General features: G+C 66.0%; 12 protein-coding genes. 8 read left to right on the top strand and 4 right to left on the bottom strand.

The window, feature by feature from the left end:
• Window positions 1-38: 38 nt before the first annotated feature.
• The gene (gene acnB, locus QUV25_RS00615) at window positions 39-2639 is read left to right on the top strand and encodes a bifunctional aconitate hydratase 2/2-methylisocitrate dehydratase (RefSeq protein ID WP_300860606.1); all 2601 of its coding nucleotides are present in this window, start codon (window positions 39-41) and stop codon (window positions 2637-2639) included.
• Window positions 2640-2702: 63 nt separating this feature from the next.
• On the opposite strand, the gene QUV25_RS00610 is transcribed toward acnB, so the two are convergent.
• Window positions 2703-3587, bottom strand: a complete 885-nt coding sequence (locus QUV25_RS00610; RefSeq protein ID WP_300860605.1) for a DUF364 domain-containing protein — start codon at window positions 3585-3587, stop codon at window positions 2703-2705.
• Window positions 3588-3728: 141 nt separating this feature from the next.
• Here QUV25_RS00610 and QUV25_RS00605 point away from each other — a divergent pair, with 141 nt between their 5' ends.
• From QUV25_RS00605 to QUV25_RS00575, 7 genes are all read left to right on the top strand, one after another.
• The gene (locus tag QUV25_RS00605) at window positions 3729-6596 is read left to right on the top strand and encodes an aconitate hydratase (protein ID WP_300860604.1); all 2868 of its coding nucleotides are present in this window, start codon (window positions 3729-3731) and stop codon (window positions 6594-6596) included.
• Window positions 6597-6702: 106 nt separating this feature from the next.
• Window positions 6703-7611 carry a trypsin-like peptidase domain-containing protein gene (locus QUV25_RS00600; protein WP_300860603.1) on the top strand — a complete coding sequence of 303 codons (909 nt, stop codon included), beginning with the start codon at window positions 6703-6705 and terminating at the stop codon, window positions 7609-7611.
• Between the two features lie 106 nt (window positions 7612-7717).
• Window positions 7718-8722 carry a MoxR family ATPase gene (locus QUV25_RS00595; protein WP_300860602.1) on the top strand — a complete coding sequence of 335 codons (1005 nt, stop codon included), beginning with the start codon at window positions 7718-7720 and terminating at the stop codon, window positions 8720-8722.
• 95 nt (window positions 8723-8817) lie between these two features.
• The gene (locus tag QUV25_RS00590; RefSeq protein WP_300861956.1) at window positions 8818-9747 is read left to right on the top strand and encodes a DUF58 domain-containing protein; all 930 of its coding nucleotides are present in this window, start codon (window positions 8818-8820) and stop codon (window positions 9745-9747) included.
• Window positions 9748-9823: 76 nt separating this feature from the next.
• Window positions 9824-10903, top strand: a complete 1080-nt coding sequence (locus tag QUV25_RS00585) for a VWA domain-containing protein (RefSeq protein WP_300860601.1) — start codon at window positions 9824-9826, stop codon at window positions 10901-10903.
• Window positions 10904-10979: 76 nt separating this feature from the next.
• On the top strand, window positions 10980-12203 hold the full coding sequence (locus tag QUV25_RS00580; RefSeq protein ID WP_300860600.1) for an FAD-dependent monooxygenase: 1224 nt from the start codon (window positions 10980-10982) through the stop codon (window positions 12201-12203).
• A 153-nt stretch (window positions 12204-12356) separates the two neighbouring features.
• A complete protein-coding gene (locus QUV25_RS00575) occupies window positions 12357-13331 on the top strand; it encodes a tripartite tricarboxylate transporter substrate-binding protein (protein WP_300860599.1) in 975 nt (324 codons plus the stop codon).
• 222 nt (window positions 13332-13553) lie between these two features.
• Here QUV25_RS00575 and kynA read toward each other — a convergent pair whose 3' ends face one another.
• Genes kynA through kynB form a run of 3 tightly spaced genes read right to left on the bottom strand, consistent with a single transcriptional unit; the run spans window position 13554 to window position 16353 of the window.
• Entirely contained in the window at window positions 13554-14423 is an 870-nt protein-coding gene (gene kynA / locus QUV25_RS00570) for a tryptophan 2,3-dioxygenase (protein WP_300860598.1), read from the bottom strand.
• 11 nt (window positions 14424-14434) lie between these two features.
• Window positions 14435-15727: a kynureninase gene (gene kynU, locus QUV25_RS00565; RefSeq protein WP_300860597.1), complete on the bottom strand. Its 1293-nt coding sequence runs from the start codon at window positions 15725-15727 to the stop codon at window positions 14435-14437.
• The gene (gene kynB / locus QUV25_RS00560; protein ID WP_300860596.1) at window positions 15724-16353 is read right to left on the bottom strand and encodes an arylformamidase; all 630 of its coding nucleotides are present in this window, start codon (window positions 16351-16353) and stop codon (window positions 15724-15726) included. Before kynB ends, kynU begins: the two co-directional genes overlap by 4 nt.
• Window positions 16354-16394: the final 41 nt, after the last annotated feature.

Raw genomic sequence — 16394 nt, 5'->3', positions numbered from 1 at the left:
TCTGAGCTTCGTTCCCTCCCACTTCTCTGGAGAAAACCATGTCCGACTTCCTCACCACCTACCGCGCCCACACGGCCGAGCGCGCCGCCCTGGGTATTCCGCCGTTGCCGCTGGACGCCAAGCAGGTGGCCGCGCTGATCGAGCTGATCAAGAGCCCGCCCGTCGGCGAAGACGCCTTCCTGATGGACTTGCTCACCCACCGGGTGCCACCGGGTGTGGACGACGCGGCCAAGGTCAAGGCCAGCTTCCTGGCCGCTGTGGCGCACGGCGACGAGAAGGTCCAGCTGGTCAGCAAAGCCAAAGCCACCGAACTGCTGGGCACCATGGTGGGCGGTTACAACGTGCACCCGCTGATCGAGTTGCTGGACGATGCCGAGGTGGCCACTGTGGCCGGTGCCGCGTTGAAGAAAACGCTGTTGATGTTCGACTTCTTCAACGACGTGGCTGAAAAAGCCAAGGCCGGCAACGCCGTCGCCAAGGAAGTGATGCAAAGCTGGGCCGACGGTGAGTGGTTCACCAGCCGACCGGAAGTCGAGAAGAAGATCACCGTCACCGTGTTCAAGGTGCCGGGTGAGACCAACACCGACGATCTCTCGCCCGCCCCGGATGCCACCACGCGACCGGACATCCCGATGCACTACCTCGCGATGCTGAAGAACACCCGCCCGGACGCAGCCTTCAAGCCCGAGGAAGACGGCAAGCGCGGCCCGATGCAGTTCATCGAAGACCTGAAGAAAAAGGGCAACCTCGTGGCCTATGTGGGCGACGTGGTCGGCACCGGATCTTCGCGCAAGTCGGCCACCAACTCGGTGGTCTGGGCCACCGGCCAGGACATCCCGTTTGTGCCCAATAAGCGCTTCGGCGGCGTCACCCTGGGCGGCAAGATTGCCCCCATTTTCTTCAACACACAGGAAGACTCGGGCTCGCTGCCCATCGAAGTGGACGTTTCCAAGCTCGAAATGGGCGACGTGGTGGACGTGTTGCCCTACGACGGCAAGCTGGTCAAGAACGGCCAAACCGTGGCTGAGTTCAAGCTCAAGAGTGATGTGCTGTTTGACGAAGTGCGCGCCGGCGGCCGCATCAACCTGATCATTGGCCGTTCGCTGACCGCCAAGGCCCGCGAATTCCTGGGCCTGCCAGCGTCCACGCTGTTCCGCCTGCCCAGCACCCCCGTGGCCACCAAAGCCGGCTTCACGCTGGCGCAAAAAATGGTCGGCCGTGCGGTTGGTTTGCCCGAAGGCCAGGGCGTGCGCCCCGGCACCTACTGCGAACCCAAGATGACCACCGTGGGCAGCCAGGACACCACCGGCCCCATGACCCGCGACGAGCTGAAAGACCTGGCTTGCCTGGGTTTCAGCGCCGATCTGGTGATGCAGAGCTTCTGCCACACCGCCGCCTACCCCAAGCCCGTGGACGTGAAGACGCACCGCGAACTGCCCGCCTTCATCAGCAGCCGCGGCGGCGTGGCCCTGCGCCCAGGTGACGGCGTGATCCACAGCTGGCTCAACCGCCTGCTGCTGCCCGACACCGTGGGCACCGGTGGCGACAGCCACACCCGCTTCCCCATTGGCATCTCCTTCCCCGCAGGTTCCGGGCTCGTGGCTTTTGGTGCCGCCACCGGCGTGATGCCGCTGGACATGCCCGAGTCGGTGCTGGTGCGTTTCAAAGGTGAAATGCAGCCCGGCGTGACCCTGCGCGACCTGGTGCACGCCATTCCGCTGTACGCCATCAAGCAAGGTTTGTTGACCGTGGCCAAGGCCGGCAAGATTAACGAATTCTCCGGTCGCATTCTGGAAATTGAAGGCCTGCCCAACCTCAAGGTCGAGCAAGCTTTTGAGTTGTCTGACGCGTCCGCCGAGCGCTCGGCTGCCGGCTGTACCATCAAGCTCAACCCCGAGCCGATCAAGGAATACCTCACCAGCAACATCGTGCTGATGAAGAACATGATCGCCGACGGCTACGAAGACAAGCGCACCCTGCAGCGCCGCATCGAGAAGGTCGAAGCCTGGCTGGCCAAGCCCGAGCTGCTCGAAGCCGACAAAGACGCCGAATACGCGCACGTCATTGAGATCGACCTGGCCGACATCAAGGAACCCATCCTCTGCTGCCCGAACGATCCGGATGACGCCAAGTTCCTGTCTGACGTGGCCGGCACCAAGATCGACGAAGCCTTTATTGGTTCTTGCATGACCAACATCGGCCATTTCCGTGCGGCGGCCAAGCTGCTCGGCGGCAGCCGCGACATCCCGGTCAAGCTGTGGGTGGCGCCGCCCACCAAGATGGACGAGAGCGAGCTCATCAAGGAAGGTCACTACGCCAGCTTTGGTGCCGCCGGCGCCCGCACCGAAATGCCGGGCTGCAGCCTGTGCATGGGCAATCAGGCGCAGGTGCGCGAAGGCGCGACTGTGGTCTCCACCAGCACGCGCAACTTCCCCAACCGCCTGGGCAAGAACACCAACGTGTTCCTCGCTTCGGCCGAGCTGGCGGCAATTGCGTCCAAACTGGGCAAGATCCCCACCGTGGCGGAATATCACCAAGCCATGGGCGTCATCAACAAAGACGCCGCCGACACCTACCGCTACATGAACTTCGACCAGATTGAGGAATACGCAGAGACGGCCAAAGGCGTCACGGCGTAAGCTGATTGGCTGAGTCGTCCAAAGAAAGCGGCCTTCGGGCCGCTTTCTTTTTTGGGGCTCGCCTCAGGTGCCGGCGAGCAATCGCCAGCCTGGCCAACTCTCGCGATGGATTGCAAACTTCTGCGTGCAGGCGCTCCACGAATCACCTGCCGCCAGGGCGTCGCGGAAGGCGGCGCGATCGGTCACCCGGGTACCACCGAGCAGCGTCACGCCGCGCTCGAACAATACATCGGGCCATAGCCCTGCCGACGGGCCGATGACTGCGAAGCGCTGGGCGTTCGGCGCTGCGGCGAGCATGGCGTCGAGCGTGTCGTTGAGCAGCATGGTCGAGGTGCCGACGACCAGGTTGCAGTCGCGCAGTGTGTCTCTGTCCTGGGAAATGCTCACGCCCGGGAAGCGCGCTTGCTGGCGCGCCACCATTTCGGTGTTCATCTCAACCACGCTCAGCCGCCCGCCGGCCTCGGTGATGCGGCGCACCAGCGGTGGAAAGAAGCCGATCATGCCCAGGTGATCGCTGGAGCTCAGCGCGATGTCGCCCAGGGAATTGCCGGCGGCTGGCGGCTCGTAACCAATCCGACGCCACACAGCGTCGGTCATCGCGTTGACGACCGCCAGCGCAAGTGCGCGTTCCACCGGGTCGCCACCGACCAGCGGCTGAGCGAGCGCCATCGGATCGACACCGGCCAGTGGCGGCGTGCTTCGCGCGTGGTCGTGGCGCGCCAACAGTGCGTGCAGCGTGTCACCGAGCAGCACATAGGACAAGCCCATGCTGCCGTCGGCCAGTTCGATGGCGCAAAACTCGGCGTCGTGGGGCTGCCCGGTGGGCGCCCGGGCGGGGATGTGCAGGCGTGCCACGGGCGCTGGGGGAAAGCGCGCTGCGATCACGTCCATCTGGTCGAGCAAGGCCCGGGCGACCGGGGTGCTGCAGTGCGGTGTGATCGTGTTCATGGCGGGATGGTATCGCCCGAGTCGCTCAGGCGCGTGCGAGGCGCATCTCCGGTCTTGGGCAGGGAAAGAAACCGCGCCGCTGGCATAGGCATTGGCGGGGTCCACAATGAACAGATTGCCACCCAGCTGTCAGGAGTCTTTGTGTCGCCCACGCCATCCCCGTTTGCCCACCCGTTCGCCGCCACCGTCAAAGGGTTCAAGACCGCCTCGGGCAAGAGCGGACGCCTGTATTCGCTGCCTGCCCTGGCCAAGCGCTTCCCGAACATCCATCGCTTGCCGGTATCGCTGCGCATCGTGCTGGAGAGCGTGCTTCGCCATTGCGATGGCGAGCGGGTGACCGGCGAGCATGTGAAGCAGCTGGCGAACTGGGCACCCAAGGCCGTGCGCACCGACGAGATTCCTTTCACGGTGGCGCGGGTGGTGTTGCAGGACTTCACCGGCGTGCCGCTGCTGGCCGATCTGGCGGCGATGCGCAGCGTGGCGCAGCGGCTGGGGCACGACCCGAAGAAGATCGAACCGCTGGTGCCGGTGGACTTGGTGGTGGACCATTCCATCATGGTCGATCATTTCGGCACCAAAAACGCGCTCGATCTGAACATGAAACTGGAGTTTCAGCGCAACCACGAGCGCTACCAGTTCATGAAATGGGGCATGCAGGCGTTTGACACCTTCCGCGTCGTGCCGCCCGGTTTTGGCATCGTGCACCAGGTCAATCTGGAGTACCTGGCGCGTGGCGTGCACCTGAAGGGCGGGCTGTACTACCCCGATACCTTGGTGGGCACCGACAGCCACACCACCATGATCAACGGCATTGGCGTGGTGGGCTGGGGCGTGGGCGGTATCGAAGCCGAAGCGGCCATGCTCGGCCAGCCGGTGTACTTCCTCACGCCCGATGTGGTGGGTTTTGAGATGAGCGGGCAGCTGCGCGAAGGCGTCACCGCCACCGACCTCGTGCTCACCGTGACCGAGATCCTGCGCCAGCACAAGGTGGTGGGCAAGTTTGTGGAGTTTTTTGGTGCCGGCACCGCTTCGCTCACGCTGCCAGATCGCGCGACCATCGCCAACATGGCGCCCGAGTACGGCGCCACCATGGGGTTTTTTCCGGTCGACGACAAGACCCTGGACTACCTGCGTGGCACCGGCCGAAGCAAGGCCGAGATCGAGGCCTTTGAAGCGTATTTTCGCGCCCAGGGCATCTTTGGCGTGCCCGGTGCGCCAGGTGCCACCATCAAGGCTGGCGAGATCGCGTATTCGCAGGTGGTCAAGCTCGACCTGGGCTCAGTCACGCCCAGCCTGGCCGGCCCCAAGCGGCCGCAGGACCGCATTGAGCTGGATCAGGTTGCTGCGCAGTTCAAGTCGCTGTTCAGCAAGCCCAACGAGGAGAACGGCTTCAACCAACGTGCCGACAAGCTTGCGCTGCGCGTGTCGGTGCATCCCGGCGGTGGCCACGCCGTCGGGTCGGGTGTGAGGGAGACCACCGCCGGTGCGCCACGCGACCTGGCCGAAATGGTCAGCAACCGGCCCGCGCTGGCTGCGCGTACACCCACGGGCGCCAAGGACATCACGGTGGGCAACGGTGACGTGCTGATCGCTGCCATCACCAGCTGCACCAACACCAGCAACCCCAGCGTGTTGCTGGCCGCAGGTCTGCTGGCCAAGAAGGCGGTGGAGGCCGGCCTCAAGGTCCAGCCACACATCAAGACTTCCCTGGCTCCGGGCTCGCGCATCGTCACCGAGTACCTGACGCAGACTGGCCTGCTGCCCTACCTGGAGAAGCTGGGCTTTGCGGTGGCCGGCTACGGCTGCACCACCTGCATCGGCAACGCGGGCGACCTCACGCCCGAGCTGAACGAGGCGATCACGAGCAACGATCTGGTCTGCGCCGCGGTGCTCTCTGGCAATCGCAACTTCGAGGCGCGCATCCATCCCAACCTCAAGGCCAACTTCCTCGCCAGCCCGCCGCTGGTGGTGGCCTATGCGATTGCGGGCACCGTCATGAAAGATCTGATGACCGAGCCGGTGGGTCAGGGCAAGGGTGGGCGCGATGTGTTCCTGGGCGACATCTGGCCGACCAGCGAAGAGATCCACCGCCTCATGAAGACCGCGATGAACGGCAAGGCCTACCGCGAGAACTACGAACGCGTGAAAAGCGAGCCGGGCAAGCTGTGGGAACGGATTCAGGGCGTGAGCGGCGAGGTGTACAACTGGCCGGAAAGCTCCTACATCGCCGAACCGCCGTTCTTTGAAGACTTCTCGCCCGAGACGCCTGCGCTGGAGGATGCGGCGGTCAAAGGGGCTCGCATCATGGCGCTGTTTGGCGACTCCATCACCACTGACCACATCTCGCCTGCGGGCTCGATCAAGGAGAGCTCGCCCGCCGGGCAGTGGCTGCGAGAGCGTGGCGTTTTGAAGGCCGATTTCAACAGCTTCGGGGCGCGGCGAGGTCACCACGAGGTGATGATGCGCGGCACGTTTGGCAACGTTCGCATCAAGAACCTGATGCTGCCCGCCGATCAGCACGGTTCGCGCGAAGAGGGCGGCTTCACCCTGTTCGAGGGCAAGGGCGCCAAGGTCTCGATCTACGACGCCGCCATGCGCTACCAGGCGGCCGGCGTGCCTACCGTGGTGCTGGCGGGTGAGGAGTACGGAACCGGCTCCAGCCGCGACTGGGCGGCCAAGGGAACGCAGCTGCTGGGCATCAAGGCCGTGGTGGCGCGCAGCTTCGAGCGCATCCACCGCAGCAACCTGGTGGGCATGGGCGTGCTGCCGCTTCAATTCAAGGCCGGCGACTCCTGGGAAGCCCTGGGCCTCAAGGGCGATGAAACCATTGATGTGCTGCCCCACCCCGAGCTGTGTCCCCAGAGCGAAGCCACGCTGGTGGTCACTTCGCCGGGCGGCCAGCGGCGCGAGCTCCAGCTCGTGCTGCGCATCGACACGCCGGTGGAGGTGGCTTACTACCGCGCCGGCGGAATCCTGCCCTACGTACTCAGGCAATTGTTGAGCGCTTGAGCGGGACGCCGCAACGCGGCATGATGTATGCGACCGCGCCCATCCTGACGCGGTGACCTAGCCGCCGGGTCCGGCCCAGCCGGACCCGAGGCGCCAAGGAGCTGTCATGCGAAAGCCCGCTCTCTACAGCCGGTCGGACCGAGGTCCGACCGTGCGGGTCCCCGAGCCGCCGATGGCGGACCCGGTTGTGCCTGGTGCGGCGCGTGCTCGCTGGCGCGGTGCCCTGTCGGCTGCGGCGGTCAACCCCCGGGTGATGTGGGCGGCCTTGGCCCTCCTGGCCACATTGCTGCTGGTCAGCGTGCTCCAGCGTGGTGCGTTGGGACCCAAGGCCCTCACCCAGAAAGACATCGACGCCGCAGTGTTGCGCACGCTCACCACCCAGAACATGCCATCGGCTGCGGCACGAGCCGCCGAAGCCATTCGCCCCGCAGTGGTGCGCGTGATGTCGTTCACGAAGAACAAACAGGGCGAAGAGGTGGAACAAGGCGTGGGCACCGGTGTGGTCATCGTCGACAAGGGCATCATCCTCACCAACCTGCATGTGGTGCAGTCGGCGCAGGTGATCAGACTGGTGTTTGCCGACGGCAGTGAGTCCGAAGCCTCGGTGACCGGCGCGCAGCCGGAAAACGATCTGGCGGTGCTGCAGGCCAAGACCATTCCCGACGATCTCATCGCCGCCACGATGCGCGGCACGGCCGATCTGGTGCCAGGCGACCAGGTGGTGGCGGTGGGCTTCCCGTTTGGCATCGGCCCCTCCACCTCGGCCGGCGTGATCTCAGGCCTCGGACGCTCGTTCCGTTCGCCTGAGGGTGAGCAGGAAATCGGCAACTTGATCCAGTTCGACGCCGCAGCCAACCCGGGGAACTCGGGGGGGCCGCTGGTCACCATGAGCGGTGAGGTGGTCGGTATCGTCACCGGCATCCTCAACCCCACCAGCCACCGCACGTTTGTGGGCATCGGTTTTGCTGTGCCCATCGAGAGTGCGGCGGCAGCGGCGGGGCTGCCGCCTTTCTAGGCGCTCCTCTCGCGTCGCCTGCGGAGACGCTGGCGGCCTGGCAAAGCCAGATCCGCGGTGCCCTTGGACAAGACATTTCTCGCCGAATAAATGATTGGAGATCAACATGAGTGAGCCGAACAAGAGCAACGACACCGCAGAGTTGATGGAACAGATCCTCTATGAGGTCAAACGCGTGGTGGTGGGGCAGGACCGTTTCCTGGAGCGCGTCATGGTCGCCATGCTGGCCCAGGGTCACCTGCTGGTGGAGGGTGTGCCCGGGCTGGCCAAAACCCTCACCGTCAAGACCCTGGCCAATGTGGTGCAGGGGCGTTTCAAGCGCATCCAGTTCACGCCCGATTTGGTGCCGGCCGACCTGGTGGGCACGCGCATCTACAACCAGAAGAACGGCGATTTCAGCACCGCCCTCGGCCCCGTGTTTGCCAACCTGCTGCTCGCCGACGAAATCAACCGCGCGCCGGCGAAGGTGCAGAGTGCGCTGCTGGAGGTGATGCAGGAGCGCCAGGTGACCATTGCCGGCGAGACGCACAAGGTGCCCACCCCGTTTCTGGTGATGGCGACTCAAAACCCGATCGAGACCGAGGGCACCTACCCGCTGCCTGAAGCGCAGGTTGACCGTTTCATGATGAAGGTGCTGGTGGACTACCCGACCGATGAAGAGGAGTTCGTGATCGTCGAGCGCGTCACCGGGCCAGCGGTGCAGGTGCAGGCGGTCGCCACCACCGATCAGCTCGCCGCGCTGCAGGCGCAGTGCCGCGAGGTGTACGTGGACCCGTCGCTGGTGCAGTACGCGGTGAAGCTCATTTCGGCCACGCGAACCCCGGACAAGCACGGCATCAAGGACTTGGCGCGTTTCATCACCTACGGCGCGAGCCCTCGCGCCACCATCGGCCTGGTGGAGGGTGCACGCGCCCTGGCCATGCTGCGCGGACGAAGTTACGCGCTGCCAGAGGATATGACTGACCTGGTGCCCGACGTGTTGCGCCACCGCGTGGTGCTGTCCTACGAAGGTCTTTCCGAAGGGCTGAGCAGCGATGCGCTGATCAGCCGCATCATGGCCGGCGTCAGGCCGCCCGCACGGCCGCTGGAGCACGAAAAGAAAGCGGCCTGACGGCGCATTGCCCCATGTTTGGCCTGTTCAAGAAGCGCCCCGAAGTCGAAGCCGCGCCGGCGCCGCTGGCCGAGCCGCAGGAGCGTGCCGATGCCATGCTGCAGCGCCTCGAATGGACTGTGATTCGCCGGCTTGATGGCCTGCTGCAGGGGGACCACCGCACCCTCATGCGCGGCAGCGGACTGGACCTGGCCGACCTGCGCGAGTACCAGCACCACGACGACGTGCGCCACATCGACTGGAACGTGACGGCGCGCCTGCAACAGCCTCATGTTCGCGTATTCACCGAAGACCGAGAAATGGCAGCCTGGTTTCTGCTGGACCTGAGTCCGTCGGTTGACTTCGGCTCGGGCGCGCAGCGTAAGAGCGAGCTGCTGCTCGGTTTTGTGGCGGTGCTGGCGCGGCTGATCAGCCGCCATGGCAACCGCGTGGGAGCGGTGCAATACGGCGCGCTGGGCCAGGCCCAGGTCGACGCGGTGCTGCCCGCGCGCGGGGGCCGCGCCCAGGTGCTGCGCCTGATGCAGCTGGTGCGCAAAGGGGTGGCCGCATCGTCCACACCGTCCAGGCACAACGGCGTGACGCGACTGGCCGATCTGCTGCGCAGCGCCACCCATGCGGTGCGCCAGCGCAGCACCGTGTTCGTGGTCTCGGATTTCATCAGCGAACCGGGCTGGGAAAAACCGCTGGGGGAATTGGCCCGGCGCCACGACGTGGTGGCGGTGCGCCTGCTCGACCCGCTGGAGCTCAATCTGCCCGACCTGGGCCTGGTGACGGTGCGAGACGCCGAGACTGGCGAGCAGATGCTGGTGGACACGCATGACAGCGGTTTTCGTCAGCGCTTTGCCCGCATCGCGGCGCAGCGCGAGGCTCAGCTGCGCGAGAGTCTGACTCGCGCCGGTGTCGACACGCTGGAGCTGGCCACCGACGACGACCTGGCCGAGGCCATCCTGCGTTTTGTGGACCTGCGCCGCCGCCGCAGTGCCTTGCGCGCCGGCCAGCCACTGCCATCCCACATGGCTCGTTGATGCCTGCCATGTCGAATGATTTTTTGCCTTTCCTGCGTTCCGCCTGCCGCGGGGCACCGCACCTGGGAGCCCGATCGTGAACATCAACTTCGCCAACTTTCCCGTCACCTTCCTCTGGCCGCAGTTTCTCTGGCTGTTGCTGGCGTTGCCCCTGCTGGTGCTGCTGTACTGGTGGCTGTTGCGCCGCCGGCGCCAGGCCTCGTTGCGGTTTGCCAGCCTGTCGATCGTGCGCGAAGCGATGGGCAAGGGTCCGGGCTGGCGCCGGCATGTTCCGCCGCTGCTCCTGCTGCTGGCGTTCGCCGCCATGCTGCTGGCCTCGGCGCGGCCCATGGCCACCATCGTGCTTCCCAGCACCGAGCAGACCATCATCCTGGCCATGGATGTTTCGGGCAGCATGCGCGCCGAGGACGTGGAGCCCAACCGACTGGTGGCATCACAAAACGCGGCCAAGGCGTTTCTGGCCGACTTGCCGCGCCATGTGAAGGTGGGCATTGTCGCGTTTGCTGGCACGGCGCAGGTAGTGCAGCCGGTGACGCTCAGCCGCGAAGATCTGGTGGCGGCGATCGACAAGTTTCAGCTTCAGCGCGCCACCGCCATTGGCAGCGCGCTGGTGGTTGCGCTCAGTGAGTTGTTCCCGGGCCAGGGCATTGATCTGGCCAGCCTGACCTACGGGCGCAACAACGATCCCTTTGCGCCACAAGGGCGCGCCATCGATCAGCCCAAGACCGAGCAAAAGGCATTCGAACCCGTGGCGCCGGGCTCTTACGGCTCGGCAGCGGTGATCCTGCTCACCGATGGCCAGCGCACCACTGGCGTCGACACGGCCGAGGCGGCCAAGATGGCGGCCGACCGCGGCGTTCGCGTGTACACCGTGGGCGTGGGCACGGTGGATGGAGAAATCATCGGCTTTGAGGGCTGGTCCATGCGGGTGCGGCTGGATGAAGACACGCTGAAGGAAGTCGCCAAGACCACGCAGGGTGAGTACTACTACGCCGGCACCGCCGAAAACCTCAAGCAGGTCTACCAGTCGCTCAGCACCCGCCTCACGGTGCAGAAGAAGGAGACCGAGGTCTCTGGCCTGCTGGCCTTGTTCGCTTCACTGCTGGTGATGGTTTCTGCAGGCCTGTCGCTGGCCTGGTTCAACCGCGTGCTCTGAGCCCAACCCACCTGGACGCAGGCGGCGCTGCGCCCGGAAAATCCTTGGGTTCATCTGCGCTGCACAATCCACAGCCATGACGCAAGACGTGATCGTGGTGGGCGGGGGTATTGGTGGTCTGGGTGCTGCCCTGGCACTGGGCCGCTCTCAGGTTCGAGTGCGGCTGCTGGAGCAGGCCAGCGCCTTTGGTGAGGTGGGGGCCGGGCTGCAACTGGGGCCCAATGCAGTGCGCGTGCTGACCGAATGGGGTCTCAGCGATGCCCTGGGTGGCTGCGCAGCATTTCCCGATGCCTTGATGGTTCGCGACGCCCACGCAGGCAGTGTGCTGGGCCGGCTGAGGCTGGGTCAGGCGATGCAAGAGCGGTATGGTCAGCCCTATGCCACGTTGCACCGCGCCGATCTGCACGCGCTGTTGTTGAAAGCCGTGCAAGAACTGGCCCCGGTGACACTCCAGCTGGGGGCTCGCGTGGCGGGCTACGCCGAGCGAGCCGATGGCATTGAGATGACGCTGGAAGACGAGACTGCGCTCAATGCGCCGGCCTTGATTGGTTGCGACGGGCTCTGGAGCCGCGTACGCAGCCAGATGCTGGGCGCGCAGGCGGTGCGAGCCAGTGGTCACCTGGCCTACCGCGGCATGGTGCGCAGCGCCGACCTGCCGCTGGCCCTGCGCGCACCGGTGGTCACTGCCTGGCTCGGGCCAAAACTGCATGTGGTGCACTACCCGGTGAGGCGTGGCGAGTGGTTCAACGTGGTGGCGGTGGTGCACGGTGTGCTGGGTCAGGGTCACGGCGGTGCGGTGGGCGCCGACCCGAGCAGCTGGTCGCACCAGGCCCAGGCGGCCGATCTGTTGTGTGCGCTGGGCCCCGCCTACAGCGAGCTGCTGGCCATGATCGACGCGGTGCCGGCCTGGACGCTCTGGGCGCTCAACGACCGCCCGCCCATCCGCGGACCCGCGGAACATGCCCAGGGTCGCGTGGCGCTGCTCGGCGATGCGGCGCATCCGCTGCGCCCTTACCTCGCCCAGGGCGCTGCGATGGCGCTGGAAGATGCCTGGACGCTGGGCCGCCTGTTGGCCCATCAGGGCGCACCCTCAGCTGACACCTGGCCTCGACTCTTTGACCGCTTGGCACAGGCGCGCTGGCAGCGCAACGCGCGCGTGCAGCAGCGCTCGGCGCGCAACGGCTCCATCTTCCACGCCAGCGGTGTGGTGCGCCTGGGGCGCAATGCCGCCATGGCCATGCTGGGAGAAGCGTTGCTGGACAACCCCTGGCTCTACGCCGGCCCGCCAGATCCGGCATAGCACCCTGCGCGGCTGACGCCGCTTCCCCCTGCTTCGCGGAGGGACCTCACCTGTGACCAGGCAAAGCCCGTTCCATGGTGCGCGCTGGACCTGCGCCTGCCCTGCTGCCGATAATCTGCATCTCTTTTTTTGCTGCAGTCCAAGGACCTTCCCATGTTCCAGCTTCGCCGCCGCTTCACCATCACCGCCACCATCGCGCTGGCGTGTGCCACCTCATCCGTGTTCGCGCAGCCCGCCTGGCCGAGCCAGCCGATCAAGCTCGTGGTGGGATTCCCTGCCGGCTCCTCGCCCGACCTGATGGCGCGCACGCTGGCGGAACCGCTGGCGCAGGCGCTGGGGCAACCTGTGGTGGTGGAAAACCGCGCCGGTGCCGGCGGCAACATCGCCGCCGCGGCGGTGGCACGCGCCACCGACGACCACACCCTGGGCCTGATGATCAACGGCAACCTCACCATCGCCAAGATCCTCAACCCCGCCACGCCCTACGACCCGCTGACCGATCTCACGCCGGTGTCGCTGATCGCAGTGGCGCCGCTGGTGCTGACCGCGCCGCCGAGCGCGCCGGCCGATGGTGCGGCGTTCTTTGCGGCGGCCCGCCAGGGCGGCGACCGCTGGAACTACGGCACGCCTGGGGTAGGTACCGTCGCTCACCTGGGCATGGAGCTCATCAAGTCGCGCGCCGGCATCGCGCCGGTGCACGTGCCTTACCCCGGCAACCCGCAGGTGATCACCGCCATGATCAGCGAGCAGGTGCAGATGGCCTTGCTGCCGCCTGGTCTGGCCATGGCCCAGGTGCGTGGCGGCAAGCTGCGCGCGATCGGTGTGACATCGGCCGGGCGCAGCAGCGTGGTGCCTGAAGTGCCGACCCTGACCGAGTCCGGCGTACCCAACCTGCAGCTCGAAATCTGGAACGCCGTGGCCGCGCCCAACAGCCTACCCAAGGTTCACGTGAAACGCTTGTCTGCGCTGCTGGTGGAGATCGTGCGTCGCCCCGAAGTGCGCGAAAAAATCCTGGCGCAAGGCTGGCAGGTCACCGGCACCTCACCCGAAGGCCTGGCCAACCGCATCCGCACCGACACCGCGGCGATGTCGGACGTGATTGTGAAGAACGGCATTCAGGCAAGGTAACCCCCCGCTCCGGATGCGCCGTCTCCCGTCGGGGGTGGCGGCACTGGCGGCCCGGCGAAGCCGGTACCGCGGTGCCCTGGAACAACTTCCCTTCAGGCCAGCAGAGTCTTCTGCTGGGATGCGGTGGAACCGGCTTTGCCGGGCCACTTGCATCGCCCCCTTTGAGGGGGTGACGCAACGCAGGTGCGGCCCAGGGGTGCGCCAAGTGCAGCCGCGCGGTGGTTACAACAAAGTCCTGACGCTCCAGATTTCCGGGAACAGCACCACGTCCAGCATTTTGCGCAGGTAGCTCACGCCGCCGGTGCCACCGGTGCCGCGCTTGAAGCCGATCACGCGTTCCACCGTGGTCACATGGCGAAAGCGCCAGAGCCGAAAGGCGTCTTCCAGGTCGGTGAGCTCTTCGCCCAGCTGGTACAGGTCCCAGTGTTGTTCCGGGCTGCTGTAGACCTGCAGCCACGCTTGCTCGACCGCCGGGCTGGCGCCGTAGGCCTGGGTCCAGTCGCGTTCCACATGGCTGGCGGGTACGGCCAGGCCGCGCCGCGCCAGCAGGCGCAGGGCCTCGTCGTACAGGGAAGGCGCCTCGAAGGCGGCTTGCACTTTGGCCAGCCGCGTCGGGTGGTGGGCGTGCGGCTGGAGCATGGTGGCGTTCTTGTTGCCCAGCGCGAATTCGATGCAGCGGTATTGAAAGCTCTGGAAGCCACTGGAGTTGGCGAGGTAGGGCCGGATCGCGGTGTACTCGGGCGGCGTCATGGTGGCCAGTACGTCCCAGGCGTGCACCAGCTGCTCCATGATCTTGGACACGCGGGCGAGCTGCTTGAAGGCCGCGGGCAGTTCGTCGCTGGCGACGTTGTGCACAGCGGCCGTGAGCTCGTGCAGCATGAGCTTCATCCAGAGTTCACTGGTCTGGTGCTGCACGATGAACAGCATCTCGTCGTGTGCGGGCGACAGCGGATGCTGCGCGTCGAGGATGGCGTCAAGGTGCAGGTAGTCGCCGTAGCTCATGTCGCGGCTGAAATCGAGCTGCGCCTTCTCGTCGCGCACGATGGCTTCGGTGGCCGAGGTGGCGGGCTGGTCGTGGTAGGGGCAGGTCATGGCGACTTCTCTCAGGTCACAGCATGCTTGCGGCTGAACTCGGGGCGCTGCCACTCGCTGGATTCAAGCACCTGCTTCAGGTGCTCGACCGCGTTCCACACATCGAGAAAACCGATGTAGAGCGGCGTGAAGCCGAAACGCAGGATGTCCTGGTATCCGGTTCGTCCTGAGCCCGTCGAAGGATCGCCGGCGCGGAAGTCGCCAATCACGCCACGCGCGATCAGCGCCTGCACGATGGCATAGGCGCCTTCTTCTCTGGTCAAACACACTTGAGAGCCGCGCTGTGCGTGCTCGCGCGGCGTGGCCAGCCCCAGGCTGTGGCCGGCGCAGCGTTCTTCAACCAGTTGGATGAACAGGTCGGTCAGCGCCAGCGATTTGGCGCGCAGTGCTGCCATGCCGCCCAGCGGTTCGGCAGCCAGGGCGGTGTCCACACCGCATTCCAGCGCGGCCAGGCTGATCATGGGCTGCGTGCCGCACTGGTAGCGCGTGATGCCTGGCGCGGGCTGGTAGTCGGGCGTGAAAGCAAACGGCGCGGCGTGGCCCCACCAGCCGGCCAAGGGCTGCCAGCAGCGGTCGGTGTGAAGGGGGTTGACCCAGACGAAGGCCGGTGCGCCCGGGCCGCCATTGAGGTATTTGTAGCCGCAGCCGACCGCAAAGTCGGCGCGCGCGGCGGACAGGTCCACCGGCACTGCGCCGGCGCTGTGCGCCAGGTCCCACACCACCAGCGCGCCTTCGGCGTGGGCGGCGGCGGTGATGGCCGCCATGTCGTGCATGGCGCCGGTTCGGTAGTTCACGTGGGTCAGCATGAGCACCGCCACCTGTGCTGTCAGGGCTTGTGCGATGCCCTCGGGCTCCACCAGCACCAGCTCGAAACCGCGTTCTCTGCACAGCGCCTCGGCGATGTAGAGGTCGGTCGGGAAATTGCTGCGTTCGCTCACGATCTGCCGACGCGTAGGCGCGTCCTGCGCCGCGATATTCAGCGCCGCCGACAGCACCTTGTACAGGTTGATCGACGTGGTGTCGGCCGCCACCACCTCGCCAGGGCCCGCGCCGATCAGGCGCGCGATCTTGTCGCCAACCTTTTGCGGCAGCTCGAACCAGTGGTTCTTGTTCCAGCTCTGGATCAGGTCGGTGCCCCACTCGCGCGTGACCATATCGGCCACGCGCGCTGGCGCGGTGCGGGGCATCACACCCAGCGAGTTGCCGTCGAGGTAGATCACGCCAGGGGGCAAAGCAAACAGATCGCGCAGCGAGCGCAAAGGGTCTTGCGCGTCGAGCGCGCGGCAGTCTTGCAGTGTGGTCATGTGAGCGAACGGAGGATGGCACGCACCGGCGAAGCGTCGGCAGTGGTCAGTTTCAAGGGCAGGGCAATGAGCTCGTAGTCGCCTTCGGGCACGTCGTCGAGCAGCAGGTTTTCCAGCACTCGCAGCCCACGCCGGCGAATCACCTGGTGGCTCTCCAGCGACTTGCTCTCGGCAGGGTCGATGCTGGCGCTGTCGATGCCGATCAGCACCACGCCCAGGTCGGCGAGGCGCTCCACCGCTTCGGGCGCGAAGGCGGGCAGGGTGTTGTCGAAGCGGTCTTGCGGCATGTGCTTGTAAACGCGCACCAGCACGCGAGCGGGCAAGTGTTTCATGGCATGCGCCAGGTGCTCGGGCTGCACCAGCGGCCCGCAGTCGATGGCATGGATCACGCGGCAGGGGCCGATGAAGGCTTGAAGGTCCACGGCTCCGATGGCCGCGCCTTCGGGTTCGTAGTGCAGCGGTGCATCCGCATGCGCGCCCACGTGTGGGCTCAGCGTGATGGCGCTGACGTTCACCGGGCAGCCTGGGGAGATGCTGGCCACCCACTGTTGGTTGTAGGCGGTGTCACCCGGGAACACAGGCGACGCTGCGTGGACGGGTGGAGAAATGTCCCAGAGCTTTTTCATGGTCCGGTGAAGGTAGCACCGGCGAAAAAACCGTGGTGTCG

This window comes from Hydrogenophaga sp. (assembly GCF_030373245.1).
Lineage (GTDB): Bacteria > Pseudomonadota > Gammaproteobacteria > Burkholderiales > Burkholderiaceae_C > Hydrogenophaga.
The sequence above is the reverse complement of the archived record's forward strand: the minus strand, read 5'-3'. Positions and strand labels throughout refer to the sequence as shown.

Excerpts from the sequence above, each read along its gene's own strand:
- acnB (WP_300860606.1), top strand. The coding sequence starts at position 39 with ATGTCCGACTTCCTCACCACCTACCGCGCCCACACGGCCGAGCGCGCC.
- QUV25_RS00610 (WP_300860605.1), bottom strand. The coding sequence starts at position 3,587 with ATGAACACGATCACACCGCACTGCAGCACCCCGGTCGCCCGGGCCTTG.
- QUV25_RS00600 (WP_300860603.1), top strand. The coding sequence starts at position 6,703 with ATGCGAAAGCCCGCTCTCTACAGCCGGTCGGACCGAGGTCCGACCGTG.
- QUV25_RS00595 (WP_300860602.1), top strand. The coding sequence starts at position 7,718 with ATGAGTGAGCCGAACAAGAGCAACGACACCGCAGAGTTGATGGAACAG.
- QUV25_RS00590 (WP_300861956.1), top strand. The coding sequence starts at position 8,818 with ATGCTGCAGCGCCTCGAATGGACTGTGATTCGCCGGCTTGATGGCCTG.
- QUV25_RS00580 (WP_300860600.1), top strand. The coding sequence starts at position 10,980 with ATGACGCAAGACGTGATCGTGGTGGGCGGGGGTATTGGTGGTCTGGGT.
- QUV25_RS00575 (WP_300860599.1), top strand. The coding sequence starts at position 12,357 with ATGTTCCAGCTTCGCCGCCGCTTCACCATCACCGCCACCATCGCGCTG.
- kynA (WP_300860598.1), bottom strand. The coding sequence starts at position 14,423 with ATGACCTGCCCCTACCACGACCAGCCCGCCACCTCGGCCACCGAAGCC.
- kynU (WP_300860597.1), bottom strand. The coding sequence starts at position 15,727 with ATGACCACACTGCAAGACTGCCGCGCGCTCGACGCGCAAGACCCTTTG.
- kynB (WP_300860596.1), bottom strand. The coding sequence starts at position 16,353 with ATGAAAAAGCTCTGGGACATTTCTCCACCCGTCCACGCAGCGTCGCCT.